This window comes from Pseudaminobacter salicylatoxidans, assembly GCF_003148475.1.
Lineage (GTDB): Bacteria > Pseudomonadota > Alphaproteobacteria > Rhizobiales > Rhizobiaceae > Pseudaminobacter > Pseudaminobacter salicylatoxidans.
The window spans coordinates 326,770-346,363 of sequence record NZ_QGGG01000001.1 but is presented as its reverse complement, the minus strand read 5'-3'; the positions used below and the strand labels follow the sequence as shown (position 1 = coordinate 346,363).

Here is a 19,594-nt window from a genome sequence, read left to right as displayed (position 1 = left end):
CTCAGATCTGCTGGATCGAGCTGAAATCGAACGACACTCCCGGCGGGTTTTCGCCAATTTTCAGCATGGTCGCGCTGGTGAAATGATAGGGCGGCACCGGCAGGTTGTAGGGTGCCGGCACATTCTTGAACACGCGGCCGGCCAGATCGTATTTCGAGCCGTGGCAGGGGCAGAAATAGCCGCCCGGCCATGCTCTTTGCGGGTCCGCGGCGGGCTGGAATTCCGGGATGCAGCCCAGATGCGTGCACACGCCCACCAGCACCGCATATTGCGGATTGCTCGACCGAGACCAGTTCCTGGCATAGGGTGGCTGTTGCGGGACCTGCGAATCCGGGTCCCTGAGTCGGGCGAGAAGGCTCGGGTTCTTCAATTCCTTCAAGGCGTCAGCGGCCCGATTGATGATGAATACCGGCCGGCCGCGCCAGCGCACCGTGATCTGTTCGCCGGGGCCGACCTTCGATACGTCGACCTCGACCGGACCACCGCTGGCCAGTACGCTTTCGTCCGGCCGCATCTGGTCGATCATCGGCCAGAGCGCGGCTGCGGTTCCGACCACGGCAAAGCTGCCGGTGGCAATGTAGAGAAAATCGCGGCGCGTAACGGGGGGACGTGCCGACCGCGGCTGGTCTGCAACAAAATTGACGGACATTTTCTTCGAAGCTCCAATTGGATCGATATGTGCCCGTCATGCCCGCCCGCCTGTAGGCAAAACGATGTTGCCGCATGCCTGTTCCGGCCCTGGCCGCCAGGCACTGACTTGTGATTGCAAGCACTGTCACGGAGCCGGCGGATGCGAGCGCCGGCGGCGGCCGGTTGCTGAAGGCACGCCGTTTACCTTCCGCTCAGCAGCGCTTTGCCCGGCAAGCGCCAGCGCGACGGCGGGGTTCATGCTGTCGACCATCGCGGACGGCATGAGGATGGTGACGCCGCGCTCCTTTGTCGTCTCGTAGATGATATTCATGGCCCGCAGTTGCAGGGCGGCAGGGTGATCGGCGTAGGTCTCGGCAGCCGCCACGAATTTGCCGGCAACCGCCGCCTCGGCCGAACCGAGGATCACCCGCGCCTGCTTCTCGCGCTCGGCTTGCGCCTGCCGCGACATGGCGTCCTGCAACGCCACGGGAATGGCGACATCGCGGATCTCGACCGACTTCACCGATATTCCCCAGTCCACGATCTTGCGGCTGATCTCGTTGCGCAACGTCTCGTCGGCCATCTTGCGTTCGGACAAAAGCGCCGACAGCATTGACGAGCCGATCATCTCGCGCAGCGAGGTCTGGGCCACGCGGTCGATCGCCTCGCGGAAATTGGTGATGTTGAGCGCTGCCTTTTGCGCGTCATGCACGAACCAGAAGATGATGGCGTCCACATTGACGGGCACCGTATCTCTGGTCAGCGCCTGTTCGGCGCTGAAGGCCGTGGTCTGGATGCGCTGGTCGATCACGGCGGCGACATTGTCGACAACGGGAATGATGAGAAACAGGCCCGGCCCTTTCACCGCCCACAGTTTGCCGGCGCGCAGCACCACGAAACGTTGCCAGACATTGGCCATCTTCAGTGAACTTGCAATGATTGCCGCCAGCACCACAAAGAAGATGCCCCAGTAAAGGTGGTTTGCTGTGCCGAAGGCGACACCAATGCCTATGCACACGATCGCCAGGAACAGAGTGATCGGATTCATGGTTCTTACTCCCGACCCGAAAAGAATTTCCGATGCGCGAATATTGGGCGCGGGGCGATGCGCTGACTGAGCAATATTGCTCACTTTTGCGCTCCGTTCGGCCGACCTGTCATGGGCGCGTCGACGGAAGGTCTACACGCGGCCGCACGCAATCGTGTTGAGCGCGTGAACCCCGCGGCAACATTGCCCACGCCGGCAAGGCAAAAAAATACTATATTAATAAGAGCTTCGCTGAGACCGCTGGATCGAGGCACCGCATCATGGCGAGCAAACGCCGAATAATGTTCGACCCGCGCTCCTTCCTGGCCAGGGTTGCCGAGGGGCGCATGGTGGTGCGCTACCACAAGGGACAGGCCATCTTTTCCCAGGGCGACCCCGCCGACTCCATTTTTTACATCGAGGAGGGACAAGCCAAGGTCGCGGTCGTGTCCGAACAGGGCAAGGAAGCCGTGGTCGCGATCCTCGGCGCCGGCGAATTCTTCGGCGAAGCGTGCCTTGCCGGGCAGCACCAGCGCATGGAAACGGTGACTGCCCTGCAGGACACCGCCGTGCTGCGGCTTGAGCGTTCCGCCATTATCCGCCTGATCCACAATGATCCGGCCTTCTCCGAAATGTTCATCGCCCACCTGGTGGAGCGCACCATTCGCGTGGAGGCCGACCTGATCGACCACATCTTCAATTCGAGTGAAAAGCGGCTTGCCCGGCTGCTCCTGCTGCTGGCGCATTTCGGCAAGGATGACAGCGCCGAACCGATCATCGCCCGGATCAGTCAGGAGACACTGGCCGAAATGGTGGGTACAACACGCTCACGCGTCAGCTTCTTCATGAACAAGTTCCGCAGGCTCGGTTTCATCGAATACAATGGCAGCATCAGGGTGCACAGCTCGCTGCTCAACGTCGTCCTGCATGAAGGCGACAAGACCGGAAGATAACATGACTGGAACGGGCAGATTTTTTTGCCACTGTTCAATTTTGCACAGTTCCCGTTTTGGCCCGGATGTAGCATCACCGTCGTGGAATTGCGCAATCAGCAGCGAAAATCGCATGGAGTTGCAACATTCTCGCCGGCAGCGCTTCCACGCAGGTTTGGAGGCATGAACATGACAATGACAGTGCAAAGTCTCATCACCATAGTGGTCCTCGGCCTCATCCTCGGATGGGTGGCCGATCAGATCGTGCAAGGCGCCAGGTTCGGCCTGGTCGGTGACCTCATCATCGGTATTGTCGGCGCTTTCCTGGGCTTCTGGCTGCTCCCGATGGCCGGCGTTCATATCGGCATGGGTCTCGTGACCGTTGCCATCAACGCAATCATCGGCGCGATCGTGCTGCTTGTGATCGGCAGGATCGTCCATGATGCCGGCGCCTGGCAGCGTGAACATTGGGGCAAGCATTCATAACCCGCCCTGTTGCGGCGCCGCCACGTTCACAGGTGGCGGCACCGCCTGCGGCCCCGCGGGCAGGCCACCGGAGAACGGCCCGAAAGCGTGGGCCTCGCGTGGGAAGGCCGGAAAGACCGGTGTGCCTGCCCGGCCAGCATACAGAGCATACAAGGCGCGCGTCCGAAGGATCGGGCGCGCCTTTTCATGTCATGCATCCGCGGCAGCCTTTCCAGGCTCTTCGAACGATCCCGCGATGCGCCGGTTTCGGGGAGAATGATTTTCCATCTTTTCGCAAAATGAGATTCCAATTCTCGTCGGCATGGTCGATGTTGCGCTATATGCTCTGACAAACTTGAAGCAATTCTGGAATCGGGAGCTCTTGGAATGACCGGCACGAACGCCCCGGCGGGCACTTTTGTAAGGAAAAGCAGCCCTCGCGGGCTGCGCGCTTTTGCAACCACGGCGGCATTCGCGACCGCCATTTCGCTCAGCTTCGCGGCCCATGCCGCCGACAGCTACGATCCGGACGCCATCATCAATGTCGGCTCGCTCTACGAGCCGCAGAACCTCGACAATATCGCCGGTGCCGGACAGGGCATCAACGAAGCCTTCAACAGCAATGTCTATGAAGGGCTGTTCCGGCTGACGGATGCCGGCAACGTCGAGCAGGTCCTGGCCACCGACTATAAGGTCAGCGATGACGGCCTGACCTACACCTTTACCCTGAAGCCCGACGTAAAATTCCATTCGGGCGACCCGCTCACCGCGCAGGACGTGAAATACTCCATCGAGCGCGTCACCGGCCCCGACTCCAAGAGCTCGCGCAAGAGCAGCCTCGCGCCGATCAGCGCCATCGAGGCGCCGGACGACCACACCGTCGTGGTCAGGCTTTCGTCGCGCTCCATCTCCCTGCCCTACAACCTCACCTATGTCTGGATCGTCAACGACGCCGCCCAGAACCTGACGGCGGGCGAGGACGGCACCGGTCCCTATAAGCTGGAAAACTGGCGGCGCGGCTCCACGCTGTCGCTCAAGCGCTTCGACGGCTACTGGGGAGAAAAGCCGACCAATGGCGAGGTGATCTTCAATTACTTCACCGATGCGACCGCGCTCGACAACGCGCTGCTGACCGGCGCGGTCGACGTCATCACCGGCATCCAGAGCCCGGATGCGCTGGCCCAGTTCAAGGACAATCCCGAATTTACCGTGAGCGAGGGCAAGTCCACCACCAAGGAGCTTCTGGCCTTCAACGATCGGGTCGAACCCTTCACCAACGTCAAGGTTCGCAAGGCCATCAGCCGCGCCATCGACAAGAAGAAGCTGCTGAACTCGATCTGGGGTGAATATGGCACGCTGATCGGCTCCTTCGTGCCGCCGACGGATCCGTGGTATGTCGACCTCAACGCCGTCGATCCTTATAATCCCGACAGCGCCAGGGCGCTGCTGGCCGAGGCAGGCTTCGCAGACGGCTTCAGCTTCACGCTCGACACGCCGAACTACGACCCCCATCCCATCGTGGCGCAGTTCATCAAGAGCGAACTGGCCAAGGTCGGCATCACGGTCAACATCAATGTGATCACCGCCAACGAGTGGTACAACAAGATCTACAAGGCGCATGATTTCCAGGCGACGCTTCAGGAACACGTCAACCACCGCGACATCGTGTTCTACGGCAATCCGGACTTCTACTGGGGCTACGACAACCCCAAGGTGATCGATCTCATCAAGTCGTCCGAGACGGCGAAAACGGAGGAGGAGCAGGTCGCCAAGCTGACCGAAGCCAACCGCATCATCGCCGACGACGCCGCCAGCGTCTGGCTTTATCTCTATCCGCAAATCGTGATATCGAAGGCCAATGTCAGCGGCTATCCGGTCAACGGACTGAACTCGCAGTTCTTCGCCTACGGCATCAAGAAGAGCGACTGATCCGGCACGGTAGCCACGCCGTTATCCGCGCAAACAATGGTCCCGCGCCCGGAACCGGCCGCGGGATCGGGCTTTTGAAGGGACACGGCCCACGGAAAACGCCGCGGGCCAGGGGATGAAAGGAAACCGCTCATTCTCGCCTATGTGCTTCGCCGACTGGCCATTCTGGTGCTGTCGCTGTTCATCGCATCGCTGGTTCTTTTCGTGTTGCTGAGGCTTCTGCCGGGCGACCCGGCGAACGCGTTGCTGTCGGTTGGTGCGGATCCACAGCAGATCGAGGCGGCGCGCGAGCAAGTCGGCTCCAACCTGCCGCTCAGCGAGCAGTTTCTGCGCTTCCTCGGCAATCTCCTCCGGTTCGATCTCGGCACGTCCTTCATCAGTGGCGCGCCGGTCGGGGCCGAGATCGCCGCGCGGCTGGCTGTCACGCTGCCGCTCACCTTCCTGGCATTCGCGCTGGCGCTCATCATCGCCGTGCCGCTCGGCATCGTCTCCGCGGTGAAAGCCGACCGCTGGTATGGCGCGCTGATCTCCACGGTTTCACAGTTCGGCATCGCCATTCCCGTGTTCTGGGTCGGCATTCTGCTGGTGCTGGTCTTCGCCATCAACATCCGGCTGTTCCCGTCCGGCGGCTTTCCTTCGCGCGGCTGGCATGCGCCGCTGGAAGCCTTGCGGGCACTGGCGCTGCCGGTGCTGACCATTGCGATCGTCATGTCGGCCTCGCTGCTGCGCTATGTGCGCGCATCGACGCTCGACGTTCTGGGCAGCGACTATCTGCGCACCGCCCGCGCGCTCGGCGCCGGTTTCACCGAAGCATTTGTCCGGCACGGCATCCGCAACGGCGCGGTGCCGGTGATTTCCATTCTCGGCATCGAGCTTGCCTCCGCCTTTCTCGGCGCGGTGGTGGTGGAGCGCGTCTTCACCCTGCCAGGCCTCGGTTCAATGCTGCTGCTCGGCATTCAGCAGCGCGATTATCCCAATGTGCAGGGCGTGCTTTTCGTCTCGACGCTGCTGGTGCTGCTGGTCGGTTTCGCGGCAGATCTCACCCAGAGGCTGATCGATCCGCGCCTGCGTGACAAAGCGAGAGTGGCGTCATGAGCGCACTCGACGAAACGCCCCCCGTCGCTCCGGCAGCCACGCGCAAATCGCGCTGGTCGCTGACGCTCACCATCGGCCTGATCCTCGTCGGCATTCATGTCGCCGTGGCGCTGCTGACGCTGTTCTGGACCCCCTACGATCCATCTGCCACGGCCGGCGGCAGGCTGGAGCCGCCATCGCTCTCGCATTGGGTCGGCACCGACAGGCTTGGGCGCGACTTCTTCACGCTGATCATGATCGGTTCGCGCATCGCGCTCGTGGTCGGCATCGGCGCCGTTGCCATCGGCGCTGCCATCGGCGTCACCATCGGCCTGTTGTCGGCCTTCGCCACGCGCTTCCTCGATGATGCGCTGGCTGCCACGCTGGACATACTGATCGCCTTCCCGGTGCTGTTGCTTGCCATGCTGGTGGTGGCCGCAAGCGATGGCGCAAGCCTGTGGTCGGCCATCCTGGCGCTGGGCATCGCCATGTCGGCCATCGTGGCGCGGCTGACGCGCATCCTCGCCAAGCGCGTGCTGCAAAACGACTATATCATCGCGTCGCGCACCTCCGGCACCTCATGGCCGGGGGTGGTGGTGCGGCATGTTCTGCCTAATATCTGGCCGACTCTGACGGTGAATTTCGCGCTGCAATTCGGCATCGCGGTGATTGCGGAGGCCTCGCTTTCCTATCTCGGGCTCGGCGCGCCGCCACCCAACGCCTCATGGGGCCGTTTGCTGCAGGAAGCACAGGGCACGGTCTATACCGCGCCGATCGGTGCGATCGCGCCAGGCATTGCGCTGGTGACACTGGTGATCGGCGTGAACATGCTGGCCGACGGCCTGCGCGACATCGGCGACCCGACGCGGAGGGTTTCGCGATGACGGCGTTGCTTACCGTGGACGGCCTCACATTGAGGACAGGCGACCAGGCACTGGTTTCCGACCTCTCGTTTTCGCTGGGAGCCGGCGAACGCATGGGGCTGATAGGCGAATCCGGCTCGGGCAAGTCGCTCACAGCCATGGCCGTCACCGGGCTGCTGCCAAAATCCATCCGGCCGGGCGGCTCGGTGGTGCTCGACGGTCAACAGGTCATCGACACATCCGACCGCGCGCTGAACCGGTTGCGCGGCTCATCGGTAGCGGTGGTGTTCCAGGAGCCGCTTACTGCGCTCGACCCGCTGATGAAGATCGGCAGACAGGTTGCCGGGCCGCTCGCCCGGCGGCTGGCGCGGGAAGGCAAATCCCCCGCGGGCCGCGACGTCGAACGAGAAGTGCTGCAATTCCTCGACCATGTCGCGCTCCCGCAGCCGGAACGCATCGCCAACTCCTATCCGCACGAGATTTCCGGCGGCCAGCGCCAGCGCGTGGCCATTGCCATGGCGCTCGCCTGCCGGCCGAAGCTGCTGATCGCCGACGAGCCGACCACCGCGCTCGACGTGACCACGCAGGCGGAAATCCTGAAGTTGCTCGACAGCCTGGTGCGCGAACTCGACATGGCTCTGCTGTTCATCAGCCACGACCTGCCTGTCGTCGCCACGGTGGTGGACCGCGTGCTGGTGCTGCGCAACGGCCGCGCGGTGGAGGAAGGTCCGGTAAAAACCGTTTTCAACCAGCCGCGCCACGATTACACGAAGACGCTCGTCACTGCGGCACGGACCTTCGACAACGCGCTCGAGGGAACGGCATGACCCTGATCGACATGCGCGATGTGAGCTTCGGCTACAGCCGCCAGCGCAAGGTGCTGCATGGCGTCTCGCTCTCGGTGAGGCAAGGCGTGAGCGTCGGGCTGGTGGGTGAATCCGGCTCGGGCAAGACGACGATCCTGCGGCTGCTGCTCGGCCTCGCACGGCCGACCGGCGGCAGCATCACCTTCGACGGCTCCAGTCTCGACCCGTCCAGCCGAACCTTCATGCGCGACTATCGCCGCTCCGTGCAAGCAGTGTTCCAGGACCCGTATTCCTCGCTCGACCCACGCCAGAAGGTGCACGACATCATTTCCGAGCCGCTGCAATCGCTGCGCATCCCCGGTTCGCATCCCGATGCGGTTGCGGCCGCGCTCGACGCGGTCGGCCTGCCGGCCGATGCCATCAACCGCTATCCGCACGAATTCTCGGGCGGCCAGCGCCAGCGCATCGCGATTGCCCGCGCCATCGTCGCCCGGCCGCAACTTGTGCTCGCCGACGAGGCGGTCAGCGCGCTCGACCTGTCGACGCGCATCCGCATCGTCGATCTCTTCAAGCGGCTTGCCCAAAGCATGACGCTGGTGTTCGTCTCGCACGACCTTGGCGTCGTCGCCTCGCTCTGCGAGGAAATCATCATTCTGGAGCGCGGCCATATCGTGGAAAGCGGCAGGACCCGCGCCATCCTGGACAATCCGCAACACCCCTACACGCAAAAGCTCCTGCAGAGCGTTCCGCGCATGCCCGGACAGGGCAGAACCAGAGGCAAGCAATGACCATCGATCCCGACTACATCAGCAGCATCGAAAGCTGGCGCGCGAAGCGGCTGGCCAACCTCAAGGCGGAGGATGGCTGGCTCAACATCATCGGCCGCTGGTGGCTGGAGGACGGCTCGGTAACTCTCGGCTCTGCCGAGGACAACGATGTGGTGCTGTCGGCCGGCCCGGCGCATGTGGGAACCTTGACACAGAGCGAAGACGGCGGCGTCACGTTCATGCCTGCGGATGGCTCGGACCCCATCGCGCTGAAGCTCGACAAGAAGAACCCGCCGCGCTTCAGGGTCGGCCAGTTGCTGCTGGAAGTGACAACGCTGAACGGCGAGAACGCGCTGCGCATTCGCGATACGCAGTCGCCCGAGCCCGCGCGGTTTGCCGGTATCCGGAATTTTCCAATCGACCCGGGCTGGCGCATCGTCGCCGATTGGATGCCGCTGGAGGAACCGGTCACGATGACCGTCGACACGGTGATCGGCATCCCCACGGAGGTGACGATCACCCACAAGGCGATCTTCACCCGCGATGGCGTAAGCTATGATTTGCTGCCCACGCATGGCACCCCGCAGATGCCGCAATTCGTGCTCCGCGATCTCACCTCGCGCGACGAGACCTACCCGGCCTCGCGCTTCCTCTATGGCGAGGACATCACGGACAAGACCATCGTTCTGGACTTCAACAAGGCGATCAATCCGCCCTGTGCGTTCACCGACCATGCCGTCTGCCCGCTGCCGCCGGCCGAAAACATCATGCCGATCCGCGTCGAGGCCGGCGAATTGAAAATGCACGGCTAAAATACCGGCACGTCAACCGAACGATGGTGCGATCCTTCAGCGGAGTGCGCCATCTTGCGGTTTCTTCAGAGTTTTTTGTTTTTAAATCGCTTCATCCGTTGCTTTAATCTGACGGGGCCTTCCTGATCGCCATCAGGCTCATCTATCTGTTCGAGCATGGTCTTTTCCGAAAGCCGGTTTCCGCTTTTGGAATCATGCTCTGACAAGCCGGTTGCGGATCGCGTCGCGGTCGAAAGCCAGACTGCGCGGCGCAATCACCCTTTCGTCCAGCCAGTGCAGCGCAGCGTCGATATTCGAAAACGTGCCGGCCGGAATGCCGAACAGCTTTTCGGCGTCCATGCGGCTCATCTGTTCATAAGCGGTCTGCGGCACGATCGTGACCATGCCCAGCACCTGCTCGCGGATACGCCCGGCATTCTGCTGGAACCACGCCTTGGTCTCGCGCGCGCCACCTTCAGGATGTTCCAATGCCTCATTGTCCACGAAGCGGCGGATGGACACGAAAGGCTCCCCACGATCCAACCATCCGTTCCAGGCAGCGAAGAACGCCCTTAGTTCATCGAGCGACGCCCGGCCGCTGCAGGTGGTGACGCGACAAAAGGCCACTGATCGAGATTGTGCTGCATCGCACTTCCTTCCTGTGCAATTCCGCATGTCGCCACAGCCATGACTGACTGCCGGTCATTTCAAAGGGATGTTTTGCACGGAAACATGATAGTTTCAATCATATTTTTGCTGCGCAGCGGCCGCGCATGCCACCGCCGACTTTCGCAACAGTCAAGCAGGGGCCGGGCTGTGCCAGGCAATCAGACAAGCGCGCAGACAGAAGAAGACCGGCAAAGGCCAGCAGCCGCAAGACATTCCTGCTCAGGATCGAAGCGGATATTGCGGGGCAAACCTTGAAAACAAACGGAACGGTGTCGAGTTTCGACACCGCTCCGGCCTTCTTCCCCTCTTATTCCGGGCGGGTGGAAACGGCCCGCATCACTTGGCTGCCGCTTCGGCCTCCTTGACCCAGCCGTCGACTTCGGCCTTGTGCTTCTCCAGCCATTCGGCTGCCTGCTGTTCGAGATCGGCCGGCTTGTCCTTGCCCTGATACATGAGCGCGTTCTGGGCGAAGATATCCTCCAGCGGAATGCTCATCACCTCGAACAGCTTCCTGGCCGCCGGGTTGTCTTCCAGGAACTTGTCATTGGCCACGACCTGAATGTCGTTGGCCGGCCAGCCGAGCTTGCACGGGTCGTCCGCGCAGCCCTTCACGCCCGGTATGGAGGTCTGGTCCTCCATCTCCTTCTGGTCGTCCGGCAGCTCAGCCTTGTTCACCTGAAGCCATACGACATCCTCGCCCGGCTTCAGCATGCCGACCGTCCAGTTCGGCGTCCAGGTGTAGAAGAAGATCGGCTTGCCCTGCTCGTATTTGCTGATCGCATCGGCCATCGATGCCGCATAGGCCGCCTGCAGCGGCTCGACCGTATCGGCCAGGCCATAGGCCTTCATCTGGTGGTTGATGGTGAGCTCGCAGCCCCAGCCGGGCGGGCAGGCGACCATTTCCGCCTTGCCGTCGCCATTGCTGTCGAACAGCTTGGCGACCTCGGGCTTCTGGAAATCCTCGATGGTCTTGATGTTGTTGGCTTCGGCCGTCTTCTTGTCGATCAGATAGCCCTGCAACGCACCGCCCTTGGCGACATAGCCCACCGTACTGGCCTTGCCTTCCAGCTCCTTCATGTAGGTGCTGTGCAGCGGAAACCAGCCGCTCGCCCAGAAGTCCAGATCGCCCTGCCCGACTGCCTGGTAGAAGGGCGGATTGTCCAGCGTCGTCGGCGCCTCGACCGTGTAGCCCAGCTTTTCCAGAACCTTCCTGTAGATCTGCGCCTGGAACCATTCGGTGTCCCATGTCGGCTGGGCCATCTTCACCGTCTTGCCCTCGCCGGGCAGGCTTTGCGCCGCGGCAAGGCCCATGCTCATGGCCATCGTCGCGACCGCGACGCCTGCGCCCAAAAGAAGCTTGTAGTTCATCCCGTTTTCTCCCTTCCCCTGTTTTCGCCCACCCCTGCGGGCGCGTTCGTTAAACGGATTTGAGTGTTGTCTCGGCCTTCCCGGCATCCGCCGCGCCGCTCTTTCGCTTCTCGGCCGCAGCGGCGGGTTTCCTGCGACGGCTGCTGACAAATCCCTTTTCGCCGAGCGCCTGCGTGACGCGATCGAGGATGATGGCCATCAGCACGATGCCGAGGCCGCCGACGGCCGCGTAACCGACATTGAGGCGTCCAAGGCCCGTATAGACGGTCAGGCCCAGACCGCCGGCGCCGATCAGCGCGCCGATGACGGCCATGGACAGGGCGAGCATCAGCGTCTGGTTGACGCCTGCCATGATGGTGCGCATGGCCAGCGGAAGCTGGATTTCCCATAGAATCTGGCGCGGCGTGGAACCGAACGCCCTGCCCGCCTCGACCAGGTCGCCCTGCACCTGCCTGATGCCCAGATTGGTCAGGCGGATGAGCGGCGGCAGGGCGAAGATGATCGTGGCGATCACCGCCGGCACCATGCCCACGCCGAACAGCATGACGATCGGCACCAGATAGACGAAGGACGGAATGGTCTGCATGATGTCGAGGACGGGCCGCAGCACGGCGGCGGTCCTCTCACTGCGCGCGGCGGCGATGCCGAGCGGTATGCCCAGCACAATGCAGAACACCACGGAGGTGACGATCATAGCCAGCGTCACCATGGTCTCGTTCCACACGCCGATCCAGTCGAGCAGGAACAGCGAGACGATGGTGAACAGCGCGACCCCACGCCCGGCGGCGCGCCATGCCCCCAGACCGGCCAGCACCAGGACGACGATGAACGGCACGCTCAGAAACAGCGCCTGCAAGCCGCTCAGCACCTGTTCGATCGGCCATTGCAGCGTGCGGAAGAACGGGCGGAACAGCGGCACCAGCCAGCCCTTGACCGCACTTTCGATCCAGGCGTCCAGCGGCAGGTAGCCGAAATGCGAAGGTCGCAGGTAATCCGCGATCTGCATTATGCGTGATACGTCTTCCGAAGCCATCTCAAGCCCTCCCCTCGGAAGCGGAACTTCCGCCGATCGCCGACATGACGGAAAGCGCGTCGATCAGCCCGATGGCGCGGCCGGACTTGTCCAGCACGACCGCCGGCAGCGGCTCCTTCATGCGCTGGCAGAGCGAAAACAGGCTGCTTGCGGCCTCGACCGCCACGAAGTCGCGCCGCATGTGGTTTTCAACCGGCATGTCGCCGGGGCTGTCCTGAATATCCCCGCGCGTTGCAAGGCCAAGCGGCCGGCCATCGGCATCCACCACGACGATGGCCTGCCCTTCCGTTGCCTTGAGCGTCTGGTGCGCGAATGCCACGCTCGTTCCCGCTTTCGCGGTCGCTGCGGCGGTGACGGATGCGCTGCTGACCGGCAGCACGCGCCCCCTGTCGATGTCGCGGATGAAGTTCGCGACATAGTCGTCGGCCGGCGCCGAGACGATCTGCGCCGGACGTCCCACCTGCACGAAGCGCCCGTCCTTCATGACGGCGACGCGGTCGCCCAGCGTCAGCGCCTCGTTGAGATCGTGTGTGATGAAGATAATCGTGGTGCGATAGCGCCGCTGCAGTTCCAGGAGCTCCTGCTGCATGTCGCGGCGGATCAACGGATCGAGCGCGCTGAACGGCTCGTCCATCAGCAGAATTTCCGGATCGAGCGCCAGCGCCCGCGCCAGCCCCACGCGTTGCTGCATACCGCCGCTGAGCGCCGAGGGCAGTTGATCCGCCCAGGCCGCGAGGCCGACGCTCTTGAGGACGTCCAGCGCCTTGCGGCGGCGCTCCGTCTTGTCCAGACCCCGCATCTTCAAGCCGTATTCGACGTTTTCCGCGACGGTGCGATGCGGCAGCAGCGCGAAATGCTGGAACACCATGGCGACCTTGTTCAGCCGCAGCGCACGCAGGCTTTCCTCGTCGGCGCCGACAATGTCTTCGCCATCGATTTCGATGCTGCCGGCAGACGGCTCGTGCAGTCGGTTGAGACAGCGCACCAGCGTCGATTTTCCGGAACCGGACAGCCCCACCACCACGAAAATCTCGCCCTGCTCCACCGAGAAGGAGACATCGTGAACGGCGACGACGACATTTGCCTTGTCCAGGATTTCCGCCCGGCTCGCGCCCTGGCTGGCAAGCGCCAATGCCTCTTCGGCACCGCTGCCGAATATCTTGGTGAGGCCGCGCACCTCGATGCGTTTCGGCGACCCTTTTGCGGGCCCGGCAGCCGGAACCGAAAGCTGCGTCATTCCAATCGCCCCTCCTCCCTTGCGTCCCGGAACCGACCCTCCCTCGGTTGCCGGGACTAGCTGGTATAACAGCACGGAATGAACGTCGTCGCCAACCCCTGCCTTGTTCGCGGTCGCTCCGGCGTCCTCGACGAGCATCTCGACCTTTGCGAATGATCAGTCCCGACAAGGCGATGCTGTCCAGCCTGCTCACACCGTTCCACGCATGATTTCAGCCCGGAAGCATGGCTGTAAACTGCACTGTGAAACATGTGATGCATAATGAGAGGTAATGTCAGACGACGCTCTCCAATTCTTTTGGAGCGTCCATCCTTTCAGGAATATGCCTCGACAGTTTTCGCCGAGCGCTTCATTATCCCTACAACTTTAAGGAGGGATTCTATCAATGGGCGTTGAAAGTCTTATCGTGTTCCTGATCGTGGGCGCGATTGCCGGCTGGCTGGCCGGCCTGATCGTCAAGGGCTACGGTTTCGGCCTCCTCGGCAACATCGTCGTCGGCATTATCGGCGCCTTGATCGCCGGTTGGCTGTTGCCGCAACTGGGCTTCAGCCTGGGAACGGGAATCATGTCCGCCATCGTCAATTCGGTGATCGGCGCGGTTATATTGCTGGTCGTCATCAAGCTGGTGAAACAGGCCTGAACCTTCCACAAGGCAAGTGCACCGCCATCATCCGGCCGCACTGCCCATGCAGACGGGCAACAAGGGGCTATCCAAGGAGAGGATTGAAATCATGAAAAGATTCGGAGTCGCCGCTGTTGTGGCAACGCTGGCAGCATCGCTGCTTGCTGGTTGTGCGTCGAGCGAACAGCAGCAGCGTGCGGGCACTGGTGCCCTGCTGGGCGCCGGTGCCGGCGCACTGGTTGGCCAGGCTGCGGGACGCAACACCAAGAGCACTGTTGTCGGCGCCGCCGCCGGCGCGCTGCTGGGCGCAGCCGTCGGCACCGCCACCACGCCGCAGCGTCGCGGCGAGGAAATGTGCCGTTACCGCGCACCCGACGGGCGCATCTACACCGCACCCTGCGACGAGCGCTATTACAACGGCAACTATTGATCACCGCCCGGCCCGGCGGGTTCACTCGCCGGGCCTTACCTGCCATATCGGCCGGCAGGTCAGCACCGGATATTTTCCCACGCTGAACCGTTTCGCGACGGGAACGTTTCGAAAGAATCTGCATTGAATAGAAGCAGCTTTCGAGGAAACGGTTTTTCATGTCCGCCACCCGAGCATTCCAGTTCTGCGGCACTGCGGTGGCACTGATGCTGTCGGTGCAAACCGCCTATGCGCGGCCGGACACCCGCGCCATGAGCTGCCAGCAGACCAGGAACCTCATAGAACGCAGCGGCGCCATCGTGCTGTCCACCGGCACCTACACTTATGACAGATATGTCTCGCCGCGTGGCTATTTCTGCGCCTCGAACGAGGTGCCGAACCTTGTGGCGGTGCCGACCCGCGACACGCCGGACTGCACGGTCTATCGCTGTGAGCCGTTCGAGCCGCTTTTCAACTTCGAAGATAGGTGAACCGGCGCCGAAGCGCCGGTCCACGGGCGCGCGCGCCTACGCGGTCAACGAACGCACGCGCATCTTGATGTGTTTGGATTCACGGAATGCCCCCAAACCTTCCGGCCCAAGCTCGCGGCCCATGCCGCTCATCTTCCAGCCGCCAAACGGCGCCTGAAGTTCGGTCGTGTCATTGACGTTCACGCCAATGGCTCCGGCCTCGATCCTGTCGGCAAGCGCCCAGGCGCGTTCCAGGTCGCGCGAATAGACATAAGCCGCGAGACCGAAAGGCAGCGCATTGGCGACCCGCAGCGCCTCGGCGTCGTCGGCGACCTGGCGGATGGCGGCGAGCGGGCCGAAGGTTTCCTCCGTCAGCGCGAGCGCATTGTCGGGCGCGTTGTCGATCAGCGCCGGCTCATAAAAGAAGCCCTTGGCATATTCCTCGCCGGCCGGGATCTTTCCGCCAACGAGCAGCTTGCCGCCCTTGGCGACCGCGTCCTCGATGTGGCTTGTCACGCGCTGGCGAACGCCCTCATGCAGCATCGGGCCATAGAGCACGCCGGGCAGGCTGCCATTGCCGAGCTTGATCTTCTGCGTTTCGGCCACCAGCGCCTCGACGAACTCCTTGTGGATGCCCTTCGAGACGAGGATGCGGTTCACCGCGATGCAGATCTGCCCCATATTGGAGAAGGAGCGGCGCGCGGCGGCAGCCGCCGCCTCGACCGGGTCGGCATCGTCCAGAACCACGAACGGGCTCTGGCCGCCAAGCTCCAGCGACAGCCGCTTCAGATTGCCGGCGGCGGCGCGCATGATCGACTGCCCGGCCGGAACCGAGGCGGTCGCCGTGATCATGCGGATATCGGGATGCTCGGCCAATGCCGCGCCCACTTCCGGACCGGTGCCGGGAATGTCGTTGACCACGCCTTCCGGCACGCCGGCCTCGATGAAGCACTGCACCACCATTGCAATCGCCATCGGCGTCTCGTGCGGCGGCTTGGCCACCAGCGTGCAGCCGGCCGCCAGCACCGGCGCGATCTTCCAGCAATAGAGATCGACCGGATAGTTCCACGGCACGATGGCGCCGACGACGCCGACCGGCGCGGTCGTCACCATGCTCTTGATGTCGGAGCGCGACGAGGGGCGCAGCGAGCCGCCGAGGCGGCGGCCCTCCTCGGCGTAGTAGCGGATCACCTCGATGCCGAAGGCGATTTCCTTGCGCGAATCCGGCACAGGCTTGCCCTGCTCGCGCGTCAACATCGCGGCGATCGCGTCGATGCGTTCGCTGATCAGGTCGGCCGCGCGGTGCAGGATTCTTGCCCGCTGGTCGGCATGGGTGCCTGCCCAGCCCGGCAGGGCGCGGGTTGCGGCGGCAACCGCCAGATCGACATCCGCACGCGTCGCCAGAGCGCTGGAGCCGACCAGCTCGCCGGTCGCCGGATCGCGGATTTCGAGGCGGTCGCCATTGCTGGCTTCGCGCCACGTGCCGCCGATGAAAAGACCTCTCTCCATCATGCTCACCGCGACTTCAGCCTGCGCCACAGTTCCTCATAGTTGAGGTCGTTCTGCTTGTTGGCTTCTTCCTTGCTGGTCGTGTTTGGATTGACCATCACGAAGGGCTTGACACCCTGCTGCACCAGCTTCTCGGCCGTCGTCGCAACGATTGCGTGCGCGATGGCGATGGTGACGCTGGTCGAATTAGCGCCGACCGGATGCTCCAGCCCGTCGATCTTCAGCGCGGCGTCGGCCTTCGGGATGCCGGTGTCGATGACCACGTCGGCCACCTCGAACAGGCGCTTGCCCGACGAGTGGCGCGAGGGCGTGACGCTGGAATGCGGCAGCGAGGTCACGCCGATCACCTTCAGGCCGCGCTCCTTGCATTCGAGCGCGATGTCCAGGATCACGGCGTTGATGCCGGAGTGCGAGAACAGCACCATCGTGTCCTGCGGGTCGATCTGGTGCGAGTTGAGGATCGCCTTGCCGTAGCCTTCAACGGCGTGGATGAAGCGGTACTGTCGCGCGCCCATGTCGCCCAGCACGCGGTGGAAGGAGATCATCGTGCTTTCCACGATCGGGCGGAAGCCGGCGATGGTGCCGGTGCGCGGGAAACTTTCCAGCGCGGGCAGCGCGCCGTGGCCGGTACCGAAGGTGAAGGCCAGCTTGTCGGCGGCGATGCTCCTGGCGCACAGCTCGGCGGCCTGATCGATTGCGGCGGCCTGCGTGGCGCGGACCTTTTCGAGCCGTTCGGCCAGATTGTTGAAATAACGGTCGACCATCGACGTCATTGCGTCACCTCATTCTTCTTCGTTGCAAATTCAGCGATCGAATCCAGCGCGACGTCGAACAGTTCGCGCTCGGCCACTGCCATCGCGGCGTCATCGATCTTGGTCTGGGTAAAGGCATCGACGGTGGCGATGCAGAGCGTGGAGGCGCTGGCGCCCAGCACGCGCGCAGCCACCAGCAGCGCCGAGGTTTCCATATCCGTGCCGATCAGGCCCATGCGCTGGATGTCCTGCTTGAGCGTGTCGATCATCGCCCGGCGCTCGCCGGAAAGACCGAACATCTCGGTGTAGAAGCCGTCATAGGTGCCGTAGACGCCGGCGTGCCACTTGCGCGCGGAAGCGGCGAGCCGCTGGCGCAGGACCGCGTTGAGGTCGAAATCGGCCATTGCCGGGAAGCCGAGCGGCGCATAGGTGCCGGAGGTGCCTTCGGCGCGCAGCGCGCCATCGGCGAGCACGAAATCGCCGAGCTTTGCCGGCGGCACCGCCATGGCCGTGCCGATGCGCAGGAAGCTGCGAACGCCAAGTGCGAACAACTCATGCATGACGATCGTGGCGATCGGCGCGCCCATGCCGAAGGCGCTGACGGTGATGCGCTGGCCGTTGCGCGTGCCGGTGACAGTGCGCAGGCCGCGGTTTTCCGGCAGGAATTCGACGTCCGTCATATGTTCCGCGATACGGTCGATGCGGGCCGGATCCCCGACGAGAATGGCGCCGCTGCCAACCTGATCGCGTTTTGCGCCGATATACCAGGCGGTGTTGGTCTTTTCGTCTTGCTTGGTCATTCTCTCAATGCACTTTCATTTTCGGAAATCTGGCGCGCCAGAAGCAGGCGCCGTGCCGCGGCATGGCCGCTGCGCACGATGGCCTCGGGACCGGTCTCGCCCATGGCGAGCGCGGCCAGCACGCCGCCGGCAAAGCTGTCGCCCGCACCGGTGGGATCGGTGACGGAAATCGGTTCGGCGGAAATCTCGGTGGATTGCCCGTCGCGCGTGATGGCCGCGCCCTGACGGCCACGCGTTTCGATGAGGATGCGGCCCGGCCGCGCCTGTCCGGCCTCGGCGAGTGCCGCCTGAACGAAGGCGCTTTCGGCGTGGCTGAAGCAGATGAGGTCGGCGCGCGCGGCAAAGCGTGCGGCCTGCGCCGCCGACATGGCGCGCGGATCATGCTTTGCCACCCAGGCAAGGCGCGTGGCCTCGCCGATGGTGTCGAGTACCGCGTCATTGACCGCCGAGGGCCCGATGGTGACACAGACCCAGTCTGCCTTTGCGAGCAAATCCCTTTGCGCGGGCGACAATGTCAGACCCGCCGGCATACCGGGGTCGTAAAGGCAGATGCAACCGCCATCGGGCTCATAGGCCAGAACCGAGACGGGCGTGCGCGCGCCGGCGATCGCCTCCAGCCCCTCGCCCGAAACGTTTTTGGCCGTGAGCTGGTCGCGATAGGTCTGGCCGGCCGCATCGTCGCCGATCCAGCTCACCGGAACGGCACTTTCGATACCCGCCGCCGTCAACGCCATGGCGACGAAGGCGGGCCCGCCGCCAAGGCGCGGCCAGCCGTCCTGCGGACGTTGCAGGATGGTCGTCGTCCGCCCGGCCTGCGGCGTCCCGTCAAGGACCGCCACATGGTCGAGGCTGGCGTAGCCGGTGATCGCAATGGTCGTCATGCCAGCATTCCGAGCGCGTCCCCGAGCGGCACGACGCGGCCCATATAGCGGTCGATGTCCTCAAGGGATGCTTCGGCCAGATGCGGCCGGTTCGAGTTCGTCGCCTCGCGCGGCACCACGGGCTCGAAGCCGCTGGCGAAGGCATCCTGCGCGGTGGCGCGGATGCAGACATTGGTCTTGACGCCCGCAATCACCACGCGCGTCACCTTCTGCTCATGCAGGAACAATGCGAGGTCGGTGGCGAAAAAAGCACTGAAACGGCGCTTGAAAATGATCGTTTCGCGCGGTCCTTCGGGCCGAAAATCATCAAAAAAGGCGGCGTCATGCGCATTTTCCAGGTGGTGAATCGGCAGTTTTCGCCATTCGAAATCGTGGAATTCGGGCCGGTGCTTTTCCACCGCATGCACGACGATGGTTCCCGACTCGCGGGCGGTCTTGAGCAGCGCGCGCATCGGCTCCAGCACGTTTTCGACGCCGGCATAGTAGTTGGGCTGGCCGGGCTCGAAGAACGAGTTGATGACATCCACGAGGATGAGCGCGGTCTTTTCTTTTTCGACCAT

22 protein-coding genes are annotated in these 19,594 nt (G+C 63.4%); 11 read left to right on the top strand and 11 right to left on the bottom strand.

Annotated elements, in window-relative coordinates; translation table 11 throughout:
- Position 1 precedes the first annotated feature (1 nt).
- Together petA and C7441_RS01535 are read right to left on the bottom strand one after the other, a co-directional pair.
- Positions 2-649, bottom strand: a complete 648-nt coding sequence (gene petA, locus C7441_RS01540; RefSeq protein ID WP_109611405.1) for a ubiquinol-cytochrome c reductase iron-sulfur subunit — start codon at positions 647-649, stop codon at positions 2-4.
- A gap of 126 nt (positions 650-775) precedes the next feature.
- Complete coding sequence (locus C7441_RS01535) at positions 776-1,678, bottom strand: slipin family protein (RefSeq protein ID WP_019172465.1); 903 nt, start codon at positions 1,676-1,678, stop codon at positions 776-778.
- A gap of 260 nt (positions 1,679-1,938) precedes the next feature.
- Between C7441_RS01535 and C7441_RS01530 the strand changes: the two genes are divergently transcribed.
- The 8 genes from C7441_RS01530 (at position 1,939) to C7441_RS01495 (ending at position 9,305) form a co-directional block, all read left to right on the top strand.
- Positions 1,939-2,610 carry a Crp/Fnr family transcriptional regulator gene (locus tag C7441_RS01530; protein ID WP_026060454.1) on the top strand — a complete coding sequence of 224 codons (672 nt, stop codon included), beginning with the start codon at positions 1,939-1,941 and terminating at the stop codon, positions 2,608-2,610.
- A 168-nt stretch (positions 2,611-2,778) separates the two neighbouring features.
- Positions 2,779-3,075 (top strand): GlsB/YeaQ/YmgE family stress response membrane protein, encoded by a 297-nt coding sequence (locus tag C7441_RS01525; RefSeq protein WP_051131381.1) that lies wholly within the window; start codon positions 2,779-2,781, stop codon positions 3,073-3,075.
- Between the two features lie 366 nt (positions 3,076-3,441).
- Positions 3,442-4,983 carry an ABC transporter substrate-binding protein gene (locus tag C7441_RS01520; protein WP_109611404.1) on the top strand — a complete coding sequence of 514 codons (1,542 nt, stop codon included), beginning with the start codon at positions 3,442-3,444 and terminating at the stop codon, positions 4,981-4,983.
- Positions 4,984-5,127: 144 nt separating this feature from the next.
- The gene (locus tag C7441_RS01515; RefSeq protein WP_019172461.1) at positions 5,128-6,078 is read left to right on the top strand and encodes an ABC transporter permease; all 951 of its coding nucleotides are present in this window, start codon (positions 5,128-5,130) and stop codon (positions 6,076-6,078) included.
- Positions 6,075-6,941 carry an ABC transporter permease gene (locus C7441_RS01510; protein WP_109611403.1) on the top strand — a complete coding sequence of 289 codons (867 nt, stop codon included), beginning with the start codon at positions 6,075-6,077 and terminating at the stop codon, positions 6,939-6,941. The genes C7441_RS01515 and C7441_RS01510 overlap by 4 nt, the downstream gene beginning before the upstream one ends.
- On the top strand, positions 6,938-7,747 hold the full coding sequence (locus C7441_RS01505; protein ID WP_109611402.1) for an ATP-binding cassette domain-containing protein: 810 nt from the start codon (positions 6,938-6,940) through the stop codon (positions 7,745-7,747). Before C7441_RS01510 ends, C7441_RS01505 begins: the two co-directional genes overlap by 4 nt.
- On the top strand, positions 7,744-8,514 hold the full coding sequence (locus C7441_RS01500) for an ABC transporter ATP-binding protein (RefSeq protein WP_109611401.1): 771 nt from the start codon (positions 7,744-7,746) through the stop codon (positions 8,512-8,514). Before C7441_RS01505 ends, C7441_RS01500 begins: the two co-directional genes overlap by 4 nt.
- Positions 8,511-9,305: a DUF1684 domain-containing protein gene (locus tag C7441_RS01495; RefSeq protein WP_109611400.1), complete on the top strand. Its 795-nt coding sequence runs from the start codon at positions 8,511-8,513 to the stop codon at positions 9,303-9,305. The genes C7441_RS01500 and C7441_RS01495 overlap by 4 nt, the downstream gene beginning before the upstream one ends.
- Positions 9,306-9,497: 192 nt before the next feature.
- On the opposite strand, the gene C7441_RS01490 is transcribed toward C7441_RS01495, so the two are convergent.
- The 4 genes from C7441_RS01490 to C7441_RS01475 all read right to left on the bottom strand — a co-directional run bounded on the left by C7441_RS01490 (position 9,498) and on the right by C7441_RS01475 (position 13,591).
- A complete protein-coding gene (locus C7441_RS01490; protein WP_244916027.1) occupies positions 9,498-9,806 on the bottom strand; it encodes a hypothetical protein in 309 nt (102 codons plus the stop codon).
- A gap of 483 nt (positions 9,807-10,289) precedes the next feature.
- On the bottom strand, positions 10,290-11,321 hold the full coding sequence (gene proX / locus C7441_RS01485; protein WP_109611399.1) for a glycine betaine/L-proline ABC transporter substrate-binding protein ProX: 1,032 nt from the start codon (positions 11,319-11,321) through the stop codon (positions 10,290-10,292).
- Between the two features lie 49 nt (positions 11,322-11,370).
- Positions 11,371-12,354, bottom strand: a complete 984-nt coding sequence (locus C7441_RS01480) for an ABC transporter permease (RefSeq protein WP_244916026.1) — start codon at positions 12,352-12,354, stop codon at positions 11,371-11,373.
- A gap of 1 nt (position 12,355) precedes the next feature.
- On the bottom strand, positions 12,356-13,591 hold the full coding sequence (locus C7441_RS01475; protein ID WP_109611398.1) for a quaternary amine ABC transporter ATP-binding protein: 1,236 nt from the start codon (positions 13,589-13,591) through the stop codon (positions 12,356-12,358).
- 385 nt (positions 13,592-13,976) lie between these two features.
- Here C7441_RS01475 and C7441_RS01470 point away from each other — a divergent pair, with 385 nt between their 5' ends.
- The 3 genes from C7441_RS01470 (at position 13,977) to C7441_RS01460 (ending at position 15,113) form a co-directional block, all read left to right on the top strand.
- A complete protein-coding gene (locus tag C7441_RS01470) occupies positions 13,977-14,231 on the top strand; it encodes a GlsB/YeaQ/YmgE family stress response membrane protein (RefSeq protein WP_109611397.1) in 255 nt (84 codons plus the stop codon).
- A gap of 91 nt (positions 14,232-14,322) precedes the next feature.
- Positions 14,323-14,643 carry a YMGG-like glycine zipper-containing protein gene (locus C7441_RS01465; protein WP_051131380.1) on the top strand — a complete coding sequence of 107 codons (321 nt, stop codon included), beginning with the start codon at positions 14,323-14,325 and terminating at the stop codon, positions 14,641-14,643.
- 158 nt (positions 14,644-14,801) lie between these two features.
- On the top strand, positions 14,802-15,113 hold the full coding sequence (locus tag C7441_RS01460) for a hypothetical protein (protein WP_244916025.1): 312 nt from the start codon (positions 14,802-14,804) through the stop codon (positions 15,111-15,113).
- A 36-nt stretch (positions 15,114-15,149) separates the two neighbouring features.
- Here the strand turns inward: C7441_RS01460 and C7441_RS01455 are convergent, their stop codons facing one another.
- Genes C7441_RS01455 through C7441_RS01435 form a run of 5 tightly spaced genes read right to left on the bottom strand, consistent with a single transcriptional unit; the run spans position 15,150 to position 19,594 of the window.
- Complete coding sequence (locus C7441_RS01455) at positions 15,150-16,631, bottom strand: aldehyde dehydrogenase family protein (protein ID WP_210205593.1); 1,482 nt, start codon at positions 16,629-16,631, stop codon at positions 15,150-15,152.
- On the bottom strand, positions 16,607-17,374 hold the full coding sequence (locus C7441_RS01450; protein WP_019172448.1) for a sugar isomerase domain-containing protein: 768 nt from the start codon (positions 17,372-17,374) through the stop codon (positions 16,607-16,609). Before C7441_RS01450 ends, C7441_RS01455 begins: the two co-directional genes overlap by 25 nt.
- Positions 17,371-18,153 carry a nucleoside phosphorylase gene (locus tag C7441_RS01445; RefSeq protein WP_109611396.1) on the bottom strand — a complete coding sequence of 261 codons (783 nt, stop codon included), beginning with the start codon at positions 18,151-18,153 and terminating at the stop codon, positions 17,371-17,373. The genes C7441_RS01450 and C7441_RS01445 overlap by 4 nt, the downstream gene beginning before the upstream one ends.
- Positions 18,150-19,034: a carbohydrate kinase family protein gene (locus C7441_RS01440; RefSeq protein WP_109611395.1), complete on the bottom strand. Its 885-nt coding sequence runs from the start codon at positions 19,032-19,034 to the stop codon at positions 18,150-18,152. The genes C7441_RS01445 and C7441_RS01440 overlap by 4 nt, the downstream gene beginning before the upstream one ends.
- Positions 19,031-19,594, bottom strand: coding sequence for a cysteine hydrolase family protein (locus C7441_RS01435; RefSeq protein WP_109611394.1), 564 nt, complete (start codon positions 19,592-19,594; stop codon positions 19,031-19,033). The genes C7441_RS01440 and C7441_RS01435 overlap by 4 nt, the downstream gene beginning before the upstream one ends.

What these genes read in the sequence shown, in the direction of transcription:
- petA (WP_109611405.1), bottom strand. Translation starts at nt 649, where the DNA reads ATGTCCGTCAATTTTGTTGCAGACCAGCCGCGGTCGGCACGTCCCCCC.
- C7441_RS01535 (WP_019172465.1), bottom strand. Translation starts at nt 1,678, where the DNA reads ATGAATCCGATCACTCTGTTCCTGGCGATCGTGTGCATAGGCATTGGT.
- C7441_RS01530 (WP_026060454.1), top strand. Translation starts at nt 1,939, where the DNA reads ATGGCGAGCAAACGCCGAATAATGTTCGACCCGCGCTCCTTCCTGGCC.
- C7441_RS01525 (WP_051131381.1), top strand. Translation starts at nt 2,779, where the DNA reads ATGACAATGACAGTGCAAAGTCTCATCACCATAGTGGTCCTCGGCCTC.
- C7441_RS01520 (WP_109611404.1), top strand. Translation starts at nt 3,442, where the DNA reads ATGACCGGCACGAACGCCCCGGCGGGCACTTTTGTAAGGAAAAGCAGC.
- C7441_RS01510 (WP_109611403.1), top strand. Translation starts at nt 6,075, where the DNA reads ATGAGCGCACTCGACGAAACGCCCCCCGTCGCTCCGGCAGCCACGCGC.
- C7441_RS01505 (WP_109611402.1), top strand. Translation starts at nt 6,938, where the DNA reads ATGACGGCGTTGCTTACCGTGGACGGCCTCACATTGAGGACAGGCGAC.
- C7441_RS01500 (WP_109611401.1), top strand. Translation starts at nt 7,744, where the DNA reads ATGACCCTGATCGACATGCGCGATGTGAGCTTCGGCTACAGCCGCCAG.
- C7441_RS01495 (WP_109611400.1), top strand. Translation starts at nt 8,511, where the DNA reads ATGACCATCGATCCCGACTACATCAGCAGCATCGAAAGCTGGCGCGCG.
- proX (WP_109611399.1), bottom strand. Translation starts at nt 11,321, where the DNA reads ATGAACTACAAGCTTCTTTTGGGCGCAGGCGTCGCGGTCGCGACGATG.
- C7441_RS01480 (WP_244916026.1), bottom strand. Translation starts at nt 12,354, where the DNA reads ATGGCTTCGGAAGACGTATCACGCATAATGCAGATCGCGGATTACCTG.
- C7441_RS01475 (WP_109611398.1), bottom strand. Translation starts at nt 13,591, where the DNA reads ATGACGCAGCTTTCGGTTCCGGCTGCCGGGCCCGCAAAAGGGTCGCCG.
- C7441_RS01470 (WP_109611397.1), top strand. Translation starts at nt 13,977, where the DNA reads ATGGGCGTTGAAAGTCTTATCGTGTTCCTGATCGTGGGCGCGATTGCC.
- C7441_RS01465 (WP_051131380.1), top strand. Translation starts at nt 14,323, where the DNA reads ATGAAAAGATTCGGAGTCGCCGCTGTTGTGGCAACGCTGGCAGCATCG.
- C7441_RS01460 (WP_244916025.1), top strand. Translation starts at nt 14,802, where the DNA reads ATGTCCGCCACCCGAGCATTCCAGTTCTGCGGCACTGCGGTGGCACTG.
- C7441_RS01450 (WP_019172448.1), bottom strand. Translation starts at nt 17,374, where the DNA reads ATGACGTCGATGGTCGACCGTTATTTCAACAATCTGGCCGAACGGCTC.
- C7441_RS01445 (WP_109611396.1), bottom strand. Translation starts at nt 18,153, where the DNA reads ATGACCAAGCAAGACGAAAAGACCAACACCGCCTGGTATATCGGCGCA.
- C7441_RS01440 (WP_109611395.1), bottom strand. Translation starts at nt 19,034, where the DNA reads ATGACGACCATTGCGATCACCGGCTACGCCAGCCTCGACCATGTGGCG.
- C7441_RS01435 (WP_109611394.1), bottom strand. Translation starts at nt 19,594, where the DNA reads ATGGTCGAAAAAGAAAAGACCGCGCTCATCCTCGTGGATGTCATCAAC.